Annotated in this window: 16 protein-coding genes; 5 read left to right on the forward strand and 11 right to left on the reverse strand. The window is 72.6% G+C overall.

What is annotated here, in order from left to right; genetic code table 11:
* Positions 1-43: 43 nt before the first annotated feature.
* On the reverse strand, positions 44-640 hold the full coding sequence (locus KZQ38_RS22835) for a LysE family translocator (RefSeq protein WP_219444316.1): 597 nt from the start codon (positions 638-640) through the stop codon (positions 44-46).
* Positions 641-700: 60 nt separating this feature from the next.
* Between KZQ38_RS22835 and KZQ38_RS37210 the strand changes: the two genes are divergently transcribed.
* Entirely contained in the window at positions 701-1,210 is a 510-nt protein-coding gene (locus tag KZQ38_RS37210; RefSeq protein ID WP_219444318.1) for an Lrp/AsnC family transcriptional regulator, read from the forward strand.
* A gap of 59 nt (positions 1,211-1,269) precedes the next feature.
* A complete protein-coding gene (locus KZQ38_RS22845) occupies positions 1,270-2,667 on the forward strand; it encodes a pyridoxal phosphate-dependent decarboxylase family protein (protein ID WP_219444319.1) in 1,398 nt (465 codons plus the stop codon).
* Here the strand turns inward: KZQ38_RS22845 and KZQ38_RS22850 are convergent.
* The 3 genes from KZQ38_RS22850 to pyk are packed head-to-tail and all read right to left on the reverse strand — an operon-like array spanning position 2,645 to position 5,567.
* Positions 2,645-3,181: a Uma2 family endonuclease gene (locus KZQ38_RS22850; RefSeq protein ID WP_219444321.1), complete on the reverse strand. Its 537-nt coding sequence runs from the start codon at positions 3,179-3,181 to the stop codon at positions 2,645-2,647. The genes KZQ38_RS22845 and KZQ38_RS22850 overlap by 23 nt on opposite strands.
* Before the next feature lie 25 nt (positions 3,182-3,206).
* Positions 3,207-4,133 carry an acyl-CoA thioesterase II gene (gene tesB, locus KZQ38_RS22855; protein WP_219444323.1) on the reverse strand — a complete coding sequence of 309 codons (927 nt, stop codon included), beginning with the start codon at positions 4,131-4,133 and terminating at the stop codon, positions 3,207-3,209.
* A 9-nt stretch (positions 4,134-4,142) separates the two neighbouring features.
* On the reverse strand, positions 4,143-5,567 hold the full coding sequence (pyk, locus tag KZQ38_RS22860; RefSeq protein WP_219444325.1) for a pyruvate kinase: 1,425 nt from the start codon (positions 5,565-5,567) through the stop codon (positions 4,143-4,145).
* Between the two features lie 106 nt (positions 5,568-5,673).
* Between pyk and KZQ38_RS22865 the strand changes: the two genes are divergently transcribed.
* The gene (locus tag KZQ38_RS22865) at positions 5,674-5,991 is read left to right on the forward strand and encodes a VanZ family protein (protein WP_308258533.1); all 318 of its coding nucleotides are present in this window, start codon (positions 5,674-5,676) and stop codon (positions 5,989-5,991) included.
* Here the strand turns inward: KZQ38_RS22865 and KZQ38_RS22870 are convergent.
* The 4 genes from KZQ38_RS22870 to dctA all read right to left on the reverse strand — a co-directional run bounded on the left by KZQ38_RS22870 (position 5,969) and on the right by dctA (position 14,597).
* A complete protein-coding gene (locus KZQ38_RS22870) occupies positions 5,969-6,622 on the reverse strand; it encodes a DUF2461 domain-containing protein (protein WP_219444329.1) in 654 nt (217 codons plus the stop codon). The genes KZQ38_RS22865 and KZQ38_RS22870 overlap by 23 nt on opposite strands.
* 244 nt (positions 6,623-6,866) lie before the next feature.
* Positions 6,867-8,372, reverse strand: a complete 1,506-nt coding sequence (locus tag KZQ38_RS22875; protein WP_219444330.1) for a glutamate synthase subunit beta — start codon at positions 8,370-8,372, stop codon at positions 6,867-6,869.
* Entirely contained in the window at positions 8,365-12,906 is a 4,542-nt protein-coding gene (gltB, locus tag KZQ38_RS22880) for a glutamate synthase large subunit (RefSeq protein ID WP_219444332.1), read from the reverse strand. The genes KZQ38_RS22875 and gltB overlap by 8 nt, the downstream gene beginning before the upstream one ends.
* 317 nt (positions 12,907-13,223) lie before the next feature.
* On the reverse strand, positions 13,224-14,597 hold the full coding sequence (gene dctA, locus KZQ38_RS22885; RefSeq protein WP_219444334.1) for a C4-dicarboxylate transporter DctA: 1,374 nt from the start codon (positions 14,595-14,597) through the stop codon (positions 13,224-13,226).
* A gap of 135 nt (positions 14,598-14,732) precedes the next feature.
* Between dctA and KZQ38_RS22890 the strand changes: the two genes are divergently transcribed.
* Entirely contained in the window at positions 14,733-15,662 is a 930-nt protein-coding gene (locus KZQ38_RS22890) for a TAXI family TRAP transporter solute-binding subunit (RefSeq protein WP_308258534.1), read from the forward strand.
* 5 nt (positions 15,663-15,667) lie between these two features.
* Here KZQ38_RS22890 and KZQ38_RS22895 read toward each other — a convergent pair whose 3' ends face one another.
* Positions 15,668-17,014 (reverse strand): sensor histidine kinase, encoded by a 1,347-nt coding sequence (locus KZQ38_RS22895; RefSeq protein ID WP_219444335.1) that lies wholly within the window; start codon positions 17,012-17,014, stop codon positions 15,668-15,670.
* 669 nt (positions 17,015-17,683) lie between these two features.
* On the opposite strand from KZQ38_RS22895, the gene KZQ38_RS22900 reads away from it, so the two are divergent.
* Entirely contained in the window at positions 17,684-18,211 is a 528-nt protein-coding gene (locus tag KZQ38_RS22900; protein ID WP_257901970.1) for an AMIN-like domain-containing (lipo)protein, read from the forward strand.
* 3 nt (positions 18,212-18,214) lie between these two features.
* Here the strand turns inward: KZQ38_RS22900 and KZQ38_RS22905 are convergent, their stop codons facing one another.
* Positions 18,215-18,883, reverse strand: a complete 669-nt coding sequence (locus KZQ38_RS22905; RefSeq protein ID WP_219444336.1) for a response regulator transcription factor — start codon at positions 18,881-18,883, stop codon at positions 18,215-18,217.
* 5 nt (positions 18,884-18,888) lie between these two features.
* Positions 18,889-19,875, reverse strand: coding sequence for a prolipoprotein diacylglyceryl transferase (gene lgt, locus KZQ38_RS22910; RefSeq protein WP_219444660.1), 987 nt, complete (start codon positions 19,873-19,875; stop codon positions 18,889-18,891).
* Between the last annotated feature and the right edge of the window lie 351 nt (positions 19,876-20,226).

Genomic DNA, 20,226 nt, shown 5'->3' on the forward strand with positions numbered 1-20,226 from the left:
AAAGATCCTGCGGGGCCGCAACCTCCGGTTGTCCCGCTGCGGGTCACGCCGCCAGGACCGTCGCCGCCATGCCGATCAGGGCGGTGCCGCAGAGGCGGTCGAAGACCGGTCGCACCTTGGGCTTGCTCAACAGCTTCGCCAGTCGGCCGGCCAGCGGCACCACGAACGTCCAGAACACCGCGAACACACCGACCGTGACGGCCGACAACAACGCCGCCTGCGGCAGCGGGGGCGCGGCGGGGTCCATCGCCTGCGGGATGAGGCTGAGGAAGGTCAACATCACCTTCGGGTTCAGCAGGTCGCACAGCAGGCCGCGCAGGAAGACCGACTTCTCGGACGGCGGCGCGGCGGTCAGGGTCGAGCGGCGGGCGCGCAGCGTCATCACGCCCAGGTAGAGCAGGTACGCCGCACCGACGGCCTTCACCACCCAGAGGGCCGCCGGAGCAGCCGCGACCAGCGCGGACAGCCCGAGGGTGGCGAGCACGCCGTGCACGACGAGGCCGGTGACGACGCCCAGCGCGGTGAGCGCGCCCAGCCGGACGCTGCGCACGGCGTTGCCGGTGACGAGGACGAAGTCCGGGCCGGGGACGATCGTGATGACCACGAGCGCCAGCAGGAAGGAGGTCCAAGCGATGTGCACGGGCCGAATCATCCGGTCGAAGTTCGGCCGCCAACCACTCCTTCAGTACAGTGTTCGGTTGTGACCGAGACAGCCGAACTCGATTCGGTCGACTGGCGGATTCTGGAGGAGTTGCAGAACGACGCCACGCTGCCGAACCGCACCCTCGCCGACCGGGTCGGCCTGGCGCCGTCCACCTGCCTGCAACGCGTGCGCAGGCTGCGCGACCTGGGGGTGATCACCGGCTTCCACGCCGTGGTCGACCCCCGGCAGACCGGCCTGCCGCTGGAGGCGGTGGTGTCGGTGAACGTCCGCCCCCACACGCGGCCGGTGGTGGCGGCGTTCCGGGCGTTCCTGATGGCGCAGCCGGAGACCCGGTCGCTGTTCCACGTCAGCGGCCAGGCCGATTTCATGATCCACATCGCGGTGGCCGACAGCACCCACCTCCAGGCGTTCCTGATGGACAAGATCGCCTCCCGCACCGAGGTCCGGAACCTGACCAGCTCGATCGTGCTGGAACGGGTGGAGACCCGCGCCCTGACGCCACCCACCGACCGCCGACCGACCCACCGGCGGCGACGCGTGCCCTGACCGGGCTTGAGCCCGCACGGCCGAGTCGGGACCACCGGACCGCCGGCTAACGTTCGGGTATGCAGCCTGACGAGTTCCGCCGGATCGGCCACGAGGTCATCGACTGGATCGCCGACTACCGCGAACGCCTCGGCGACCTGCCGGTGCGGTCCCGGGTCGAGCCGGGCTGGGTGCGGTCCCGGCTCGCCCCGCTACCCGAGCAGGGCGAGGGTTTCGCCGAACTGCTCGCCGACCTCGACCGGGTCGTGGTGCCCGGCACGACGCACTGGCAGCACCCCGGCTTCTACGCCTACTTCCCCTCCAACGCGTCCCTGCCGTCGGTGCTCGGCGACCTGCTGTCGTCGGGCCTGGGCGTCCAGGGGATGCTCTGGTCCACCTCGCCCGCGGCCACCGAGGTGGAGCAGCACCTGATGGACGAGTTGGTCGGCGCGATGGGCCTGCCCGACCGGTTCCGCGGTGGCGGCGTCATCCAGGACACCGCCTCCAGCGCCGCACTGGTCGCCATGCTCGCCGCGTTGCACCGGTCGTCCGACAAGTGGCGCGAGACCGGGGTTTCCGGCGACGAGACCGTGTACGTGTCGTCGCAGACCCACTCGTCCATCGAACGCGCCGCCCGCCTGGCCGGTCTCGGCGAGGAGGCCGTGCGCGCCGTGGAGGTGGGTCCGACGTTGGCCATGGACGTCGACGCGCTCGCCCGGCAGGTGGAGTCCGATGTGGACGCCGGGCGCAAGCCGGTTCTGGTGTGCGCCACCATCGGCACGACCGGCACCGGCGCCGTCGACCCGGTGCGGGAGATCGCGGAAGTGTGCGCGCGGCACGGGATCTGGCTGCACGTCGACGCCGCGTGGGCCGGGCCGGCGGCGTTGCTGCCCGAGCAGCGCGCGCTGTTCGCCGGTGTCGAGCACGCGGATTCGTTCTGCGCCAACGCCCACAAGTGGATGCTGACCGGGTTCGACCTGTCGTTGTTCTGGACGGCGCACCCCGACGTGCTGGTCGACGCGCTCACCATCCTGCCGGAGTACCTGCGCAACAGCGCGACCGAGTCCGGCGCGGTCGTGGACTACCGCGACTGGCAGATCCCGCTCGGCCGCCGGTTCCGGGCGTTGAAGCTGTGGTCGGTGCTGCGCTGGTACGGGCTGGAGGGCGTGCGGGCGCACCTGCGCGGGCACATCGAGCTGGCCGAGCTGCTGGAGTCGTGGGTCGCCGCCGACGAGGACTGGGAGCTGGTCGCGCCGAGGACGCTGGCCCTGGTGACGCTCGCGCACCGGTCGGGCGACGAGGCCACCCGCCGCGCCATGGAGGCCGTCAACGCGGAGGGCAGCGCGTTCCTCACGCACACCGTCGCCAACGGCCGCTTCGCGATCCGGGTCGCCATCGGCGCCGAGCAAACCCGCGAACACCACGTCCGCGCGATGTGGGAGGCCCTGCGCGCGGTCAACGGCCGGCCGAGTTCCTGACCAGGCCGGGGAGGTCGACCGTCGCCGGGAAGGGGCTGAGCACGTCGACCAGCCCGGTCCCCCCGGCGACGTGCTCGTAGTCGCCGTCCACCAGGGTGAACGCGGTGAGCGTGGCCGGCGGGTCGAGTTCGACCAGCCAGAAGTGCGGTATCCCGCCGTACTCGGGCGGCTTGACCCGGCGGTCCGCGCTCCCCGGCGACACGACCTCCACGGCGAGCGAGACTTCGCCCGCGTCGAACCGCGTCGGGTACTCGTCTTCCGGGCGTGCGGCCACCACGACGACGTCCAGGGCGCGCACGGTCATCGGTGGCGCTGCGTCGACCAGCACGTCCACCCCGGCGAAGACCGCGAATTCCGCCGGGGACACGTCGTCCAGGAAGACCGCGAGTCGCTGGGCCGCCCGCTGGTGGATCGGCGCGGGTCGCGGCGTTCGCCGGAGGACACCTGCCCCCGGCTCGAACCGGTGTCCGCCGTCGGCGCGGAGCGCCTCATGCGCGGGCAGGTGGTCCGGCAACGAGATCGCCCCTCGGGTGGTCGGGTCAGGACATGACGCGGAGCAGGCCCTCCTGGACCACGGTGGCCACCAGACGTCCGTCCCGGGTGTAGAAGCGGCCCGTGGCGAGGCCGCGCGCGCCGGACGCCGAGGGCGACTCGCAGTCGTACAGGAACCACTCGTCGGCGCGGAAGCGGCGGTGGAACCACATGGCGTGGTCCAGGCTCGCGCCGAGCACCTTGTCCGTGCCCCAGTACACGCCGTGCCGCACGAGCACCGCGTCCAGCAGGGTCATGTCCGACGCGTACGCCAGCACGCACACGTGCAGCATGTCGTTGTCGGGCAGCTTGCCGTCGGCACGCATCCACACCTGGCTGCGCGCCTCGCCCGGCCCGTCCTCCCGCGCCCGCCACGGCGGCTCGGTGACGTACCGGATGTCGATCGGCCGCGGCATCCGCGCCATGCCCACCCGTTCCAGGTACCCGGCGGCGGACTCGGCGTAGGTCGGCAGGGTTTCCGGCGCGGGCACGTCGGGCATCGGCTCGAAGTGGTCCATGCCCGGCTCGTCGAGCTGGAACGACGCCGACAACGCGAAGATCGCCTTCCCGTGCTGCACGGCCACCACGCGGCGGGTGGTGAACGAGCGGCCGTCGCGGGTGCGGTCCACCTCGTACACGATCGGCACGGTCGGGTCGCCGCCGCGGATGAAGTACGAGTGCAGCGAGTGCACGCGGCGCTCCGGCGGCACGGTCCGCGCCGCCGCCACCAGCGCCTGACCGGCGACCTGCCCGCCGAACACCCGGACGGGCGATTCGGCGGGTGACACGCCGCGGAAGATGTTCTCCTCGATGCGCTCCAGGTCGAGCAGCGCGACGAGGCGGTCCAGCACGGGCTGCCCGTGCGGTACGCCGTCGCTGTCGAGCGGTAGGTCCGCGTAGCCGGCGGCAGCGGCGGCTCGGGCGGCCTCGGTCACGTTCGTCCCCTAAGCGTGGTCGTCCTCTCCGAGGCGGTGGACCCGGATGAGGTTGGTCGAGCCGATGGTGCCAGGCGGGGAGCCCGCCACGACGACGACCAGGTCGCCCGGCTGGTACCGGCCGATGTCGAGCATCGAGGAGTCCACCTGGCGGACCATCTCGTCGGTCGAGCCCACCTTAGGCACCAGGAACGTCTCCGTGCCCCACGTGAGAGCAAGCTGACTGCGCACGCTCTGCTCGGGCGTGAACGCGAGCAGCGGCAGGGGCGTGTGCAGGCGCGCCAGGCGGCGCACCGTGTCGCCGGACTGGGTGAACGCGACGAGGGCCTTGGCGTTGAGGCGCTCGCCGATGTCGCGGGCGGCGTAGGAGATGACGCCGCGCTTGGTGCGCGGGACGTGCGTCAGCGGCGGGACCTGGGTCGACTCGGTCTCGACCGCCTCGATGATGCGGCCCATGGTCTTGACGACCTCGATGGGGTACCGGCCGACGGAGGTCTCGCCGGACAGCATCAGCGCGTCCGCGCCGTCGAGCACGGCGTTCGCGACGTCCGACGTCTCCGCGCGGGTCGGGCGCGAGTTGGTGATCATGGAGTCGAGCATCTGGGTGGCGACGATCACCGGCTTGGCGTTCTCGCGGGCGATCTGGATCGCGCGCTTCTGCACCAGCGGCACGTGCTCCAGCGGCAGCTCGACGCCCAGGTCGCCGCGGGCGACCATGACGCCGTCGAACGCGAGCACGATGGCCTCGAGGTTGTCGACCGCCTCGGGCTTCTCGATCTTGGCGATGACCGGGCGGCGGCCGTGGCCGACGCGGTCCATCACCTGGTGCACCAGGTCGATGTCGGCGGGCGAGCGCACGAACGACAGCGCGATGAAGTCGACGCCCAGGTTCAGCGCGAACTCCAGGTCCTCGATGTCCTTTTCGGACAGCGCCGGCACCGAGACGTCCATGCCCGGCAGGGACAGGCCCTTGTTGTTGCTGACCGGACCGCCCTCCACGACCTCGCAGACCACGTCCGGGCCCTCGATGTCGGTGACGACCAGGCCCACCTTGCCGTCGTCCACCAGCAGCCGGTCGCCGACCTTGGCGTCCTTCGACAGCTCCTTGTAGGTGGTGGACACCCGGTCGTGCGTGCCCTCGACGTCCTCGACGGTCACCCGGACCACGTCGCCGGTGCGCCACTCCACGGGGCCGTGGGCGAACCGGCCCAGGCGGATCTTGGGGCCCTGGAGGTCGGCGAGGATGCCGACCGCGCGGCCCGACGCGTCCGACGCGGCGCGGACGAGGTCGTAGACCTGCTTGTGGTCGGCATGGCTGCCGTGGCTGAAATTCATCCGGGCCACGTCCATGCCGGCCGCCACCAGCTCGTTGACCTTCTCCGCGGTAGCGGTGGCGGGACCCAGCGTACAGACGATCTTCGCGCGTCGACTCACGTCTGTACAGCGTAGTCGCCTTCACTGGACCGATCAGGTTGTACCGGGGGGTAATCTGCCGGAAACAGGCACAATCAGGCTCGTGGGCCGCAGAATCCTTCCATTCGTGACCGCTGTGTTGCTCAGCGTCATCATCCTGTTCACCCCGCAGTCAGGTGTGCCCGACTCGCCGCCGGGCACCGACAAGGTCGTCCACGTGGCCCTGTTCGCGCTGCTCGCCGCCACCGGCTGCTGGGCACGCCTGCCGCGGTGGCCGTTGCTCGGCGGTCTGGTCGGCTACGCCGCGTTGTCCGAAGTGCTCCAGTGGCTCATCACGCCGCTCGGGCGTGGCGGTGACGTGGTGGACGGCCTGGTGGACGTGCTGGGCGTCGGGCTGGGGTGGGTGGTGGCGCGGCGGGTGGTCAGCGGAAGCCGATCTCGCTGAGGCCCACGTGGTCGGCGCACCAGTCGACCAGCGGGTTCACCGCGTGCCACGCGTCGCGGACGCGGTCCAGGCAGGACGGTTCGTGCAGCACGTCGTCCGGCGGCCAGACCCTGGCCACGTACAGGCGCTTGCGCTTGAGCAGGTCGATGCGCGGGTGGTCGGGGTCGAACCCGCGCGGGGCGCGCTTGAGCTGGTCACCGCGCACCTCCCAGCCGGCGTCGGTCAACTCGTCGAGCAGGGCGACCAGCGCCCGGCCGCGCAGGTCGTCGGCGACCGACTCGCGGTAGCGGGCGAGCTGATCGGAAGCCATCGCGAACGACCCGCCGCCGACGAACAGCCCTTCCGGGCCGACCTGGACGTAGTGCGCCCCGCCACCACGCCCGAGTTCCACGACGCCGCCGCAATGATCCTTGTACGGCCGCTTGTCCTTGCTGAACCGGACGTCCCGGTAGGGCCGGAACACCTTGCCCCGCCCGAATTCCGGTTCCAGCGCGGCGAGCAGCGCCTCCATGGGCGCGCGCACGTCGGACAGGTACAGGTGCTTGTGGTCCTCCCAGTACGCCTTGGAGTTGTCGGCTTCCAGCCCGTCGTAGAAGTCGATGGCGTACTCGCCGAAACCGGTGAACTCCACGCAGCCCAGCTTACGACCGCCCCCGCTGCGGCCACGGCCGGCACGGTCGGCCACGCGGCACCGGCCGCGCCCGCAGCGCGGCACCACGGTCCGCGACCGAGACACGAAGGTGCGATGCGCGGTCAGCGGGGCGCGGTCAGTCGGGAGCCGGGAGCCGGGAGCCGGGAGCGAAACTTTCAGGGAGCCTGCCTGATAGATCCCGCGGGCCGGAACTTTCAGGCAGGCTCCCTGAAAGTTTCCGGGGCTAGACGACGGCCAGCGGCAGTTGGTTGGGGATCACCGGGGACGGCAGGTCGGACGAGCCGGTCAGGTAGCGGTCGACCGCGTTCGCCACCGAGCGGCCCTCGGCGATGGCCCACACGACCAGGGAGGCGCCGCGGTGGGCGTCGCCGCACACGAAGACGCCCGGGGCCTGGGTCTGCCAGTCCGAACCGCACGAGATGGTGCCTCGCGCGGTCAGCTCGATGCCGAGCCCGTCCAGCAGCGGCATGTGTTCGACGCCCTCGAAGCCGATCGCCAGCAGCACCAGGTCGGCGGGCAGTTCCTCGACCTCCTCCGACGTCGGCACCACGGCGCGCCGCCCCGAGGCGTCCTTCTCCACCCGCACCTTGCGGAGGCGGATTTGGCGCACGTGGCCGTTCTCGTCGCCTACGAACTCCTCGACCGCGACGGCGAACTTCCGCTCCCCCGCCTCCTCGTGCGCGGGATAGGTGCGCAGCACCCAGGGCCACACCGGCCACGGGGAGCGGGCGTCGTCGCGCTGCTCCGGCGGCCGCGGGTACTGGTCCAGTTGCAACACCGACGCGGCGCCCTGGCGGGTCGCGGTGCCGAAGCAGTCGGCACCCGTGTCGCCGCCGCCGATGATCACCACGTGCTTGCCCGCCGCGTCCACGGCGGGCGCGCCGTCGCCCTCGCACGCGCGGTTCGCGGGCACCAGGTGGTCCATCGCGAGGTGGATGCCCGCCAACTCCCGACCGGGTGTGGTGTGGTCGTCGCGACCGCGCAGCGCGCCCACCGCGAGCACCACCGCGTCGTACCGCTCGCGCAACTGCTCGACGGTCAGGTCGACGCCGACCTCACAGCCGGTGACGAACCTGGTGCCCTCCTCGCGGAGCTGGGCCAGGCGTCGGTCCAGGACCCTCTTCTCCATCTTGAACTCGGGGATGCCGTACCGGAGCAGGCCGCCGAGCCGGTCGTCCCGCTCGTACACGGTCACCTCGTGCCCGGCACGGGTGAGCTGCTGCGCCGCGGCGAGCCCGGCGGGACCCGAGCCGACGACGGCGACGCGCTTGCCCGACGACACCTGCGCCGGCGTCGGTCGGACGATGCCCTGCTCCCACGACACGTCGGCGATGGTCTGCTCGACGCGCTTGATGGCGACCGCGCCGCCCGCGTCGTGGCTGATCGCCAGCACGCACGCCGCCTCGCACGGCGCGGGGCACAGCCGCCCGGTGAACTCCGGGAAGTTGTTGGTGGCGTGCAACCGGTCCGCCGCGAGCGCCCAGTCACCGCGCCGCACCAGGTCGTTCCACTCGGGGATGAGGTTGCCCAGCGGACAACCCGCGGAACCCGAGTGGCAGAACGGGATTCCGCAGTCCATGCACCGCGACGCCTGCGTGCGCACCTGCGCGTCGCGGGTCCGCGGGTCCGGTTCGACGTAGACCTCCGCCCAGTCGTCGAGCCGCTGCGCCGCCGGACGCTTCTCCGCGTCGGCACGCCGGTGCTTCAGGAAACCGTACGGGTCAGCCACGGGAAGCCTCCATGATCGCCTGGTCGACGTCCCTGCCCTCCGCGCGGGCGAGTCTCATCGCCTCCAGCACGCGCTGGTAGTCGCCGGGCATGACCTTCGTGAACGCCGCGGACCGCCGGGGCCAGTCGCCGAGCAGCGACGCGGCCACGGTCGAGCCGGTGAGCCGGTGGTGCCGCGCCACGACCTCGCGCAGCCACCGGAGGTCGTCGGCGTCGGGCCGCTGGGACTCGACCATCGCCGGGTTCACCGACGCGGGGTCGAGGTCCAGCACGTAGGCGATGCCGCCGGACATGCCCGCCGCCAGGTTGCGACCGGTCGGGCCGAGCACCACGGCCCGACCGCCGGTCATGTACTCGAACGCGTGGTCGCCCACGCCCTCCGCCACCGCGAGCGCGCCGGAGTTGCGGACGCAGAACCGCTCGCCGACCCGGCCGCGCAGGAAGATCTCGCCGCCGGTCGCGCCGTAGCCGATCACGTTGCCCGCGATCACCTGCCGCTCGGCGGCGAACGGCGCGTCCGGGTGCGGTCGCACGACGATCCGCCCACCGGACAACCCCTTGCCGACGTAGTCGTTGGCGTCGCCGATCATCTCCAGCGTGACGCCGCGCGGCAGGAACGCGCCGAGCGACTGGCCGGCGGAACCGGTGAACGACACGTGGATGGTGTCGTCGGGCAGGCCGTCGCCGCCGAACCGGCGCGTCACCTCCGCGCCGAGCAACGTGCCCACGGTGCGGTTCACGTTGCGCAGCGGCAGTTCCAGCCGCACCGGGTGCGCGTCCTCCAACGCCGCCTCGGCGAGCTGGATGAGCGTGCGGTCCAGGGCGCCGGCCAGGCCGTGGTCCTGATCGCGGACGCGGCGCTTCGCCGTCCGGTACGGGGTTTCCGGCACGTCGAACACCGGCGACAGGTCGAGGCCCGCCGCCTTCCAGTGCTCGACGGCCTCGTCGGTGCCCAGCAGCTCGGCGTGCCCGACGGCCTCGTCCACGGTGCGGAAACCCAGTGCCGCCAGGTGTTCCCGGACCTCCTGCGCGACGAACTCGAAGAAGTTCACCACGTGGTCGGCCTGCCCGGTGTACCGCTTGCGCAGCTCCGGGTTCTGGGTGGCGACGCCGACCGGGCAGGTGTCGAGGTGGCAGACGCGCATCATCACGCAGCCCGCGACGATCAGCGGCGCGGTGGCGAAGCCGAACTCCTCCGCGCCCAGCAGCGCCGCGACCACCACGTCCCGGCCGGTGCGCAGGGCGCCGTCGACCTGGACCGTGATGCGGTCGCGCAAACCGTTGAGCAGCAACGTCTGCTGCGTCTCGGCGAGGCCGACCTCCCACGGCGTGCCCGCGTGCTTGAGCGAGTTCAACGGCGACGCGCCGGTGCCGCCGTCGTGACCGGAGACCAGCACGACGTCCGCGTGCGCCTTGGCGACACCCGCCGCGACCGTGCCGACGCCGACCTCGCTGACCAGCTTCACGTGGACGCGGGCCTGCTCGTTGGCGTTCTTCAGGTCGTGGATGAGCTGCGCCAGGTCTTCGATCGAGTAGATGTCGTGGTGCGGCGGCGGTGAGATCAGGCCCACGCCCGGTGTGCTGTGCCGGGTGCGCGCGATCCACGGGTACACCTTGTACCCGGGCAGCTGCCCGCCCTCGCCGGGCTTCGCGCCCTGCGCCATCTTGATCTGGATGTCCGTGGCGTTGACCAGGTACTCGCTGGTGACGCCGAACCGGCCGGACGCGACCTGCTTGACCGCGCTGCGCCGCGCCGGGTCGTACAGGCGCTCCGGGTCCTCGCCGCCCTCGCCGCTGTTGGACCGGCCGCCGAGCCGGTTCATCGCGATGGCCAGGGTTTCGTGTGCCTCGGCGGAGATCGAGCCGTACGACATGGCGCCGGTGTTGAACCGCTTCACGATGGCGGAGACCGGCTCCACCTCGTCGATGGGCACCGGTGGGCGCTCGCCGGTGCGGATGCGGAACAGGCCGCGCAGCGTCCCGCCCTGGCGGGACAGGCGCTCGACCTCCGCGGTGTAGCGGCGGTACACGTCCTCCCGGCCGGTTTTCGTGGCGTGCTGCAAGAGGAACACCGTCTCCGGCGTGAACAGGTGCAGTTCGCCCTCGCGGCGGTAGGCGTACTCGCCGCCGACGTCCAGCCCGCGGTGCACGCGGTCGGTCGGGTTGTCCGGGTAGGCGCGGCGGTGGCGCAGCGCCACCTCCTCGGCCAGCACGTCGAGACCGGCGCCGCCCAGCTTGGAGACGGTGCCGGTGAAATACTCGTCCAGCAGGTCGCGGGACAGCCCGACCGCCTCGAAGACCTGCGCCGCGGTGTAGGCGCCGACCGTCGAGATGCCCATCTTGGACATGATCTTGAGCGTGCCCTTGACCAGTGCCGTCACGTAGTTGCGGACGGCCTTGCGCGATTCGATGCCGGTGATCGCGCCCTGCGCGATCAGGTCTTCGATCGTCTCGAACGCCAGGTACGGGTTGACCGCCGCCGCGCCGTAGGACAGCAGCGCGGCGATGTGGTGCACCTCGCGGGCGTCGCCGGTCTCCACGACCAGCGCCACCCGCAGCCGCTCCTTGGTGCGGACCAGGTGGTGGTGCACCGCCGAGACCAGCAGCAGCGACGGGATCGGGGCCAGCCGGTGGTCGGAGTCGCGGTCGGACAGCACGAGGGTGCGCGCGCCGGCCGCGATGGCCTCGGACGCCTCGCGCCGCACGCGCTCGACCGCCTCCCGCAACGCCGTCGCCCCACCGTCCACTTCGTACAGTCCGCTGAGGACGGTGCACGCGAAGCCGGGCAGGTCGCCGTCGTCGTTGACGTGGATGAGCTTGGCCAGCTCGTCGTTGTCGATCACCGGGTAGGCGAGCTTGATGTGGCGGCAGCTCACCGGGCCGGGTTCCAGCAGGTTCTGCTCCGGGCCCATCACCCGCGACACGGAGGTGACGATCTCCTCGCGGATCGCGTCCAGCGGCGGGTTGGTCACCTGGGCGAACGCCTGCGTGAAGTAGTCGTAGAGCAACCGGGGCCGCTGCGACAACGCGGCGACCGGCGTGTCCGTGCCCATGGAACCCAGTGGTTCCGCGCCGCCGACCGCCATCGGGCCGAGCAGGACCCGCAGCTCCTCCTCGGTGTAGCCGAACGTGAGCTGGCGGCGCAGCACGGATTCGTGGGTCTGCACCACGTGCTCGCGGTCGGCGAGGTCGGCGAGGTCGAGCAGGCCCGCGTGCAGCCACTCGTCGTACGGGTGGGCGGCGGCGAGCCCGGCCTTCACCTCGTCGTCGTCGACCAGGCGGCCCTCGACGGTGTCGACCAGGAACATCCGGCCCGGCTGGAGGCGGCCCTTGGCCACCACCTGCTCCGGCGGGACGTCCAGCACACCGGTCTCGGACGCGAGCACCACGCGGCCGTCGGCGGTCTGCCACCACCGGGCGGGGCGCAGGCCGTTGCGGTCGAGCACCGCGCCGACCAGCGAGCCGTCGGTGAACGTGACGCACGCCGGGCCGTCCCACGGCTCCATCAGGGACGCGTGGAACTCGTAGAACGCGCGCCGCTTGGGGTCCATCGACGCGTGGTTCTCCCACGCCTCGGGGATCATCATCAACACGGCGTGCGGCAGCGACCGGCCGCCGAGGTGCAGCAGCTCCAGCACCTCGTCGAACGACGCCGAGTCGGAGCCCTCCGGGTCGCAGATCGGGAACAGGCGCGACAGGTCGCCCGGGATCAGGTCGCTCGCCAGCAGCGCCTCGCGTGCCCGCATCCGGTTCCGGTTGCCGCGCACGGTGTTGATCTCGCCGTTGTGGGCGACGTAGCGGAACGGGTGCGCCAGCGGCCACGACGGGAAGGTGTTGGTGGAGAACCGCGAGTGCACCAGGGCGATCGCGGAGGTGAGCCGCTCGTCACGCAGGTCGGGGAAGAACACCGGGAGCTGCCCGGTCGTCAACATCCCCTTGTAGACCAGGGTGCGGGCGGACAGCGACGGGAAGTACGCGCCGACCTGGGCGGTGACCGTCTCGCGCTCGACCCGCTTGCGCAGCGCGAACGCGGCCCGGTCGAGGTCCACGCCGGACCGGTCGCCGGTCGCGGCACGCACGAACAGCATCGCGAAGTGCGGCATCACGGAGCGCGCGGTCGGGCCGACGTCGGCGGCGTCCGGGTCGACCGGCACGTCGCGCCAGCCGAGGACGTGCAAGCCCTCCTCCTCGGCGACGCGCTCCGCAATCGCTTGCGCCTTGGCCCGCTCCTGCTCGGCGGCGGGCAGGAACGCGATGCCCGCCGCGTAGTGGCCCGCGGGCGGCAGGTCGAAGTCCACGGCGGACCGCAGGAACGCGTCCGGCGACTGCACCAGGATGCCCGCGCCGTCACCGCTGGTCGGCTCGGCGCCGGCGGCGCCGCGGTGCTCCAGGTTGGCCAACGCGGTCAACGCGTCGACGACGATCCCGTGCGACCGCCGACCCCGGATGTCGGCGACCATCGCCACGCCGCAGGCGTCACGCTCCGCGCGCGGGTCGTAGAGACCGCGGGCGGACGGGATGGCGGAGAAGATCACTGCGCAGACCTCCTTCGTCGTCCTTCGAGAGAACGAGTCCTCGTGTCCAGTTGCTGGAGCTGCTGGGCACGGGACGACGATGGCCCGCGTGTTGACGCGACTTTAACAGCCGCGAAACCAGGAGACACCATCCATCGGGTGATCCGGGTCATTGACGCGTAACGATTCAGGCGGCCGGGACGACATCGGAAGCCGACCCCGTCACGCGCCTGGTCACGCGCTGTGAAGCATAACCGAGTGGACGGTGCTCCGCGTCCCTGGCGGAGGTTGCCCTCGTCACCCGTCCGGGTCCGGCGTTCCCCCTGGTCGTCGCAGGTTCACGCGGTCGTGCGAGAGGACACCCCGGACGGGTGGAAGTCACGTTCGGCTTCGGGCTCGGCGCCGTCGCGGCGGTCCAGCAGGTGGTCCACGTCGACGCGGGACGGGTCGTTCAGGACCTCCTTGAGGCGGTCGCGGTCCAACTGGCCCTGCCAGCGGGCGACGACCAGGGTGCCGACGCCGTTGCCGATGACGTTGGTGATGGCCCGCGCCTCGGACATGAAGCGGTCGATGCCGACGATCAGCGCGATGCCCACGGCCGGGATGGCGCTGTTCGCCTCGAACGCCGTCAGCGACGCCGCGAGCGTGACCAGGCCCGCCCCGGTGACGCCCGCCGCGCCCTTCGACGCCAGCAGCATGAACAGCAGCAGGCCGATCTGGGTGCCCAGGCCGACGTCGTGCCCGGTCGCCTGGGCGATGAAGATCGCGCCCATGGTGAGGTAGATGCACGTGCCGTCGAGGTTGAACGAGTAGCCGGTGGGGATGGTCAGGCCCACCACGGACCGGTCCGCGCCCGCCGCCTCCAGCTTCACCAGCATCCGCGGCAGCACCGACTCCGACGAGCTGGTGCCGAGCACGATCAGCAACTCGTCCTTGAGGTACCGCAGGAGCTTGATGATCGAGAAACCCGCGCCCAGGGCGACACCGCCCAGCACCACGAGCACGAACAGCAGGCACGTCGCGTAGAACGAGCCCATCAGCCACGCCAGCTTGCCGAGGATCGTGCCGCCGAACTTGCCGATGGTGTAGGCGATCCCGCCGAACGCGCCGACCGGCGCGGCGTACATGACGATCCGGATCACGCCGAACATCACCTTGGCGACGGTGTCCAGCGCGGACACCACCCGCTCGCCGGCCCGGCCCATGCCGCCCACGGCCACCGCCACCAGGACCGCCACCAGCAGCACCTGGATGAGCTGGCCGTCGGTGAACGCGCCGACGAACGACTTCGGCACCAGGCTCAGCACGAAACCCGTCACGCCGGTCTCCGCGGTCTTCGCCTCGGCCAGCGTCTTGGCCGCCGCCTCGTCGTTGATCGGGATCGGCGGACCGTGGTGGCCGGGCTGCACGAGGTTCACCACGAGCAGGCCGATGGTCAGCGCCAGCGCGGTCATCGCGGTGAAGTAGAGGATGGTGCGCAACGCGAGGCCGCCCGCCTTGGCGAGGTTGCCGAGCCCCGCGATGCCGACGACCACCGTGCAGAAGATGGTGGGCGCGATGACCACCTTCACCAACGCCACGAACAGGTCCGCGAGCCACTTCATGCCGGACGCCTGCGCCGGGAACGCGTAGCCGACGACGACACCGAGCACGATCGACACCAGGACCCAGAAGTACAGGTGTTTGTGGATCGGTTTGCGCGCGGTGGCCACGTTTCCTCCAGCGGTGCGGGGTAGGCCAGTGATCGTGGGCACGCGCCCGGTCCGCGACAAGGCCGCCGCCGGAAACTTCAGACGCCTCTGACGTAACCGGCCGTCCGCTGCTCCGACAGGGCTAGTGTGCTCGCCGTGCGGGTGTCCCGGCGTTCGGTGCTGCTCGCCGCGTTGGCGGCGGGGCTGCCCGCGTGCACCGGGCCCGACCCGGTCGCGCCCGCCGAGCTGGTGCTGGCCACCGGGCCGGACGGCGCGGTGTTCCGCGAGATCGGCGGCGCGCTCGCGCGGGCGTTGGCCGAGCAGCTTCCCGACACGCGCGTGGTCGCCCGGTCGACCGGCGCGTCCGTGGAGAACGTGCGCCTGCTCCGGACCGGCGCGGTCCACCTGGGACTGTCCTCTTTGGACCCGTTGTTCGACGCCGTGCTGAGCGCCGACGACCCGGGCGGGATCAGCGCCGTCGGCCGCCTCTACGACAGCTTCCTCCAGGTGGTCGTGCCCGCCGGGTCGCCGGTGGTCCGGCTGGCCGACCTCGCGGGCAGGCGCGTGTCGTTCGGGCCGCGCGAGTCGGGCACCGAGTTCACCGCGACCCGGCTGCTGGACCTGCTCGGCATCCGGGTGGAGGCGCGGCGGATGGCGCACGCCGAGGCGGGGCGGCAGCTCGCGGCAGGCGGGCTCGACGCGTTGCTCGCCCTGACCGGCATCCCGACGCCCGCGATCGCCGACCTGCCCGCCACGTTCCCGATCCGCCTGCTCGACCTGCCCGCGGAGGCCGAGCGGTTGGCCGCCACGCACCCCGGGCCGTACGTGCCGGTGACCATCCCGGCCACCACCTACCGGTCGCTCGGGCCGTGCCGGACGTTCGCGGTGCCGAACCTGCTGCTGGCACGCACCGCGCTGGACCCGTCGGTGGTCGAGGTGGTGACGCGGACCGTCTTCACCGAGTCCGCGCGCATCGCCGCCGGCCACTCCGAAGCCGCCCGGATCAACGTGCGCACCGGGATCGCCACCGGTCGCGTGCCGCTGCACCGCGGCGCGGAGCGCTGGTTCCGCTCGGTGAAGCGCTGACCACGTCAGCCCGCCCGCAGCACGACCACGACGTCCAGCCCGCGTGGCCGCGCGGCCAGCAGCCGCAGCTCACCGCCCGCCCCGGTGACCAGCTCCGCGCAGATCGCCAGGCCCAGGCCGGTGCCCGCGACGTTCTGGTGCCTCGGCGCACGCCAGAACCGCCGCACCGCCGCCGCCCGCTCCGCCTCGCCGAGCCCCGTGCCGTCGTCGGTGACGTGCAGCTCCACCCGCTCCCCCGGCACCGCCCACAGCCGCACGCGGGACGCGCCCGACAGCCGCACCGCGTTGCCGACCAGCTCGTCCAGCACGCTGCCCAGCCCGCCGGGCGGTGCCAGCACGCGCAGCCCCGGCGGCACGTCCACCTCCAGCGCGATCCCGCCCGCGAGCGCGCGCCAGGCCGGGACGTGCGCGGCGAGCAGGCCGTCCACGTCCACCGGTTCGGCGGCGGACGCGCTGTCCAGGCGGGTCGCGGCCAGCAGGGCGTCCAGCACGCGCCCCATCTCCTCCGCCTCCTCGACCGCGATCCGCCACGCCTCGTCGTCGGTGACGTGCGGGCGGAGGTTGTCCACGGCCAGCCGCAGGCTCGCCAGCGGGTTGCGGAGCTGGTGCGAGGCGTCCGACACGAACGCCCGCTGGCGGCGCAGCGCGCGGCCGACCACGTCGACCATCGCGTTGAACGAGGCCGCCAGCCGACGCAGCTCCGGTGGCCCGCCGACCTCGTCGGCGCGGGCGTCCAGCTCACCGCCCGCGACGGCGGCGGTCGCCTCGTCCAGCTTCCGCACCGGCCGCAGCACCCACCGCGACATCGGCCACGCCACGGCGACCACGGCCAGCGCCGGCACCAGCCCGACCAGTGCCAGCAGCCCCCACTGCCGCAACACCGCCGCACGCAGCCCGTCCGTGGGCGACACCGTGACGACGGCGGCGACCACCTCGCTGTCCCGCCCGACCGGTTCGACCACCACCAGGTCCGCGTCCTGCCACGGCCAGACGACCTGGTGGGCGTCACCCCGGTAGCCGCTGAAGGCGGCGTCCAGGCCGGCTTTGACCAGCGGGTCGGACAGGTCGAACGGCAGGCGTGAACTCTCGATCAGGGCGCGGTCCGTGCCGACCAGGGCGGCGGCGATGCCGTAGAGCCGGTCATACCGGTCGAGTTCTTCGCGCAGGGCCGTGCGGCGGTCCGAGGCGAGGGCGTTCTCGGCGAGCGAGGCGAACCGGCCGGCGTCGCCGAGGCGGTCGAGGTAGGTCTCCTGGCTCTCCCGCTGCACGACCGCCATGGCGAGCGGCACGCCGAGGGCGCCCACCAGGGCCACCAGCAGCGGCACGATCAGGATGAGCAGTCGGCGGAGCATCACGGCCTCGTCAGGGGGTTCGGGCCGTCATCCTGCCGCACGCCGCGGCGGGTGGGTCCACGGCTTGGGGCGGCGCGAGAGGCCGAGGGGGCTCCGGGAGGAAGGCGCGGGGTTCGGTGCGCGGGGTTCGGTGCGCGGAGTGGGGCCGGGGCGCGAGACGCGGGTTCGGGCGCGGGATGGCGCGTGAGTGTCGGGAAGGGGGACGCGCTTGCGGCTCCGGCGCGGAGCGGGGGCCGGGCGTGGGGACCCGGTTCGGCGCGAGACGCGGGTTCGAGGGGCGGGCGGAGAGGAACCGGGTGCGGTGGCCGGCGGGTGTGGGCCGCGAGGCGCGGGGCAGGCGGCGGCTCGCCGAGGCGGGTGGCGGCTCGGCAGGGCGGGTGGAGCGCAGGCTGGGCGGGTACCGGCTCGGCAGGGCGGGTGGAGCGCGGGCTGGTACCGGCTCGGCGGGGCGGGCAGCGGCTCGGCAGGGCGGGCGGAGCGCGGGCTGGTACCGGCTCGGCAGGGCAGGCAGCGGCTCGGCGAGGCGGGCAGCGGGCAGCCGAGGCGGGTGGCGGCTCGGCGAGGCGGTGGGAGGGGCTGGCGGCCTGCTGCGGGTTGTGGGCAACCCGGGTGTTGTGACGCGCGTCATGATGGGTGCCGGGACATCCGGTGTGGAGGAGGGGGATCTTGATGATGGTCCGACGGATTTTGCTGCTGGCCGCCGCCGCGGTGTCGGCGATGGCGGTGGTTGTCGCGCCTGCTTCGGCTGCCGGGGCTTGTTCGGTTGACTGGGGTTCGTTGCCCAAGGCTGCGGACGGCGCTGCTTCCGGGAACCTGACGAACATCCGGTCCGGGCGGCAGGAGTGCTACGACCGGCTGGTGTTCGACCTCTCGGGTGAGAACAGCGGGTACTTCGTGCAGTACGTGGACGAGGTGCAGGAGGAGGGTTCCGGGCGGCCGGTGGCTTTGCGGGGTGAGGGGAAGCTCCAGGTCGTGGTTCGCGCGCCCGCGTACGACTCCAACGGCAACCCGACGTACACGTTCGCCGATCGGGCCGAGTTGGTGAACGTGACGGGCTACGACACGTTCCGCCAGGTCGCGTGGGCGGGGTCGTTCGAGGGGCAGACGACGGTGGGGCTGGGTGTGCGGGCCCGGCTGCCGTTCCGGGTGTTCACGCTGCCCGGCCGGGTCGTGGTGGACGTCGCCCACCAGTGGTGACCGCTAGGAGTGGGCCGCCACCCGGTAGCCCACTCCGCGAACGGTCTCGATGCGCACCGCGTCGCCGAGCTTGCCGCGCAGCGCCGCGATGTGCGTGTCCAGGGTGCGTGACGGCGCCTCCCAGTGGGCCTGCCACACCTGGTCCACGATCAGGTCGCGGCTGACCACCGTGCCCGCGCGGTGCACCAGCAGCGCCAGCAGGTCGAACTCCTTGCGGGTCAGCGGGACGGGTGTGCCGTCGACCAGGGCCTCCCGCGTCGCCGGGTCCAGGGTGAGCGCGCCCAGCGTGAGCCGGTCACCGCGGTCACCGGCCGCGCGGGCGGTCCGGGTGCGGCGCAGCACGGCCTCGATGCGTGCCAGCAGCTCGGCCGTGCCGAACGGCTTGACCACGTAGTCGTCCGCACCCGCCCGCAACCCCAGGACGCGTTCCCGCTCCTCACCACGCGCGGTGACGGCGATGACCGCCGTGCCGGGTCTGCGCCGCAGCTCGCGCAGCACGTCCAGGCCGTCCAGGTCGGGCAGCCCCAGGTCCAGCAGCACCACGTCGGCGGGTGGCGCGGCGAGCGCGTCGGCGGCCGTGGCCGCGCGGTGCACGTCGTAGCCCGCGTGCCGCAGCGCCGTCAGCAGGCCGCGCGCCACCCGGTCGTCGTCCTCGACGACGAGGATGCGCATCGCGGCTACTGCTCCGGTTTGTCCACCGGTTCGGTGCCGGGCACCTTCGTCCGCTGGTCGGCAGCCGTCGCACCGGCGGGTGTCGGGTCGTCGTCTGCGGCGGTCGCGTCACCGGTGTCCGGGTCGGTGGTCTCGCCGCGCTCGATGACCTCGCGGTCGCCCTTCTTCGCGGCCAGCACGAAGTAGGCGATCGCCCCGATGAACACCACGGCCGAGGTGATGACGTTGATCCGCAGGCCGAAGACCTCGGTCGCCGCGTCGGTGCGCATCAGCTCGATCCAGAAGCGGCCCGCCGTGTAGCCCGCGACGTACACCGCGAACGCCCGGCCGTGCCCGAGGCGGAACTTGCGGTCGGCCCAGACGACCAGCAGCGCCACGCCCAGGTTCCACAGCAGCTCGTAGAGGAACGTCGGGTGCACCACCATGATCGGCGTGTGGTCCAGCGCCACGCCGCCCAGCTCGTCCTGGTACCCGGTGACCGGGTTGACGCGCTGGTAGATCTCCAGGCCCCAGGGCAGTGTGGTGGGACCGCCGTACAGCTCCTGGTTGAAGTAGTTGCCGAGCCGGCCGATGGCCTGCGCGACGACGATGCCCGGCGCCACGGCGTCCGCCATCGCAGGCAGCGGGATGCCGCGGCGGCGGCACGCGATCCACGCGCCGACCGCGCCGAGCGCGATCGCGCCCCAGATGCCGAGGCCGCCGTTCCAGATGGCCAGGGCCTCCCACGGGTTCTTGCCCTCGCCGAAGTATTTGTGCCAGTCCGTCGCCACGTGGTAGAGCCGCCCGCCGACCAGGCCGAACGGCACCGCGAACACGGCGATGTCGGTGACCTCGCCCTTCGCCCCGCCACGTGCCACCCAGCGGCGTTCGCCCCACCAGATGGCCACGATGATGCCCACGATGATGCACAGGGCGTAGGCGCGGATCGGGATCGGCCCGAGCTGCCACACGCCCCGGTCCGGGCTGGGGATCGTCGCCAGGAAAGTCGTCACCACGGCCCCCACCGTAGCCGGTGCGCCGGATCCGCTTGCCGGGACAGCTCGATTGTTACCGCGAACGGCCGCGCCGACCGCGGTGGGCCGCCGACGCCGCGCGCCACCCGCGCGACGCACGGGCCGCCGGGTTCAGCGCGGGGGTGGTGGGGCTGCTGCCGGGGATTCGGTCGAGCCCGGGATCGGCGGGCGTCGAGGGCCGGCTCGACGGAGCCGGGCGAAGGGCGGGCACGGCTGGACCTCGTCCCGGAGTCCGGTAGTGCTCCGGGTGGATGAGCGCGGAGGACCGGCTCCCGGGAGCCCGGCGAGGGCCGGGCGCGGTGGGCCGGCGCGCCGGACCCGGGTGAAGCT

It is taken from the genome of Saccharothrix obliqua, from assembly GCF_019375475.1.
In the GTDB taxonomy this organism is placed as follows: Bacteria; Actinomycetota; Actinomycetes; order Mycobacteriales; family Pseudonocardiaceae; genus Actinosynnema; species Actinosynnema obliqua.

What these genes read in the sequence shown, in the direction of transcription:
- KZQ38_RS22845 (WP_219444319.1), top strand. Translation starts at nt 1,270, where the DNA reads ATGCAGCCTGACGAGTTCCGCCGGATCGGCCACGAGGTCATCGACTGG.
- KZQ38_RS22895 (WP_219444335.1), bottom strand. Translation starts at nt 17,014, where the DNA reads ATGCTCCGCCGACTGCTCATCCTGATCGTGCCGCTGCTGGTGGCCCTG.
- KZQ38_RS22900 (WP_257901970.1), top strand. Translation starts at nt 17,684, where the DNA reads ATGATGGTCCGACGGATTTTGCTGCTGGCCGCCGCCGCGGTGTCGGCG.
- KZQ38_RS22905 (WP_219444336.1), bottom strand. Translation starts at nt 18,883, where the DNA reads ATGCGCATCCTCGTCGTCGAGGACGACGACCGGGTGGCGCGCGGCCTG.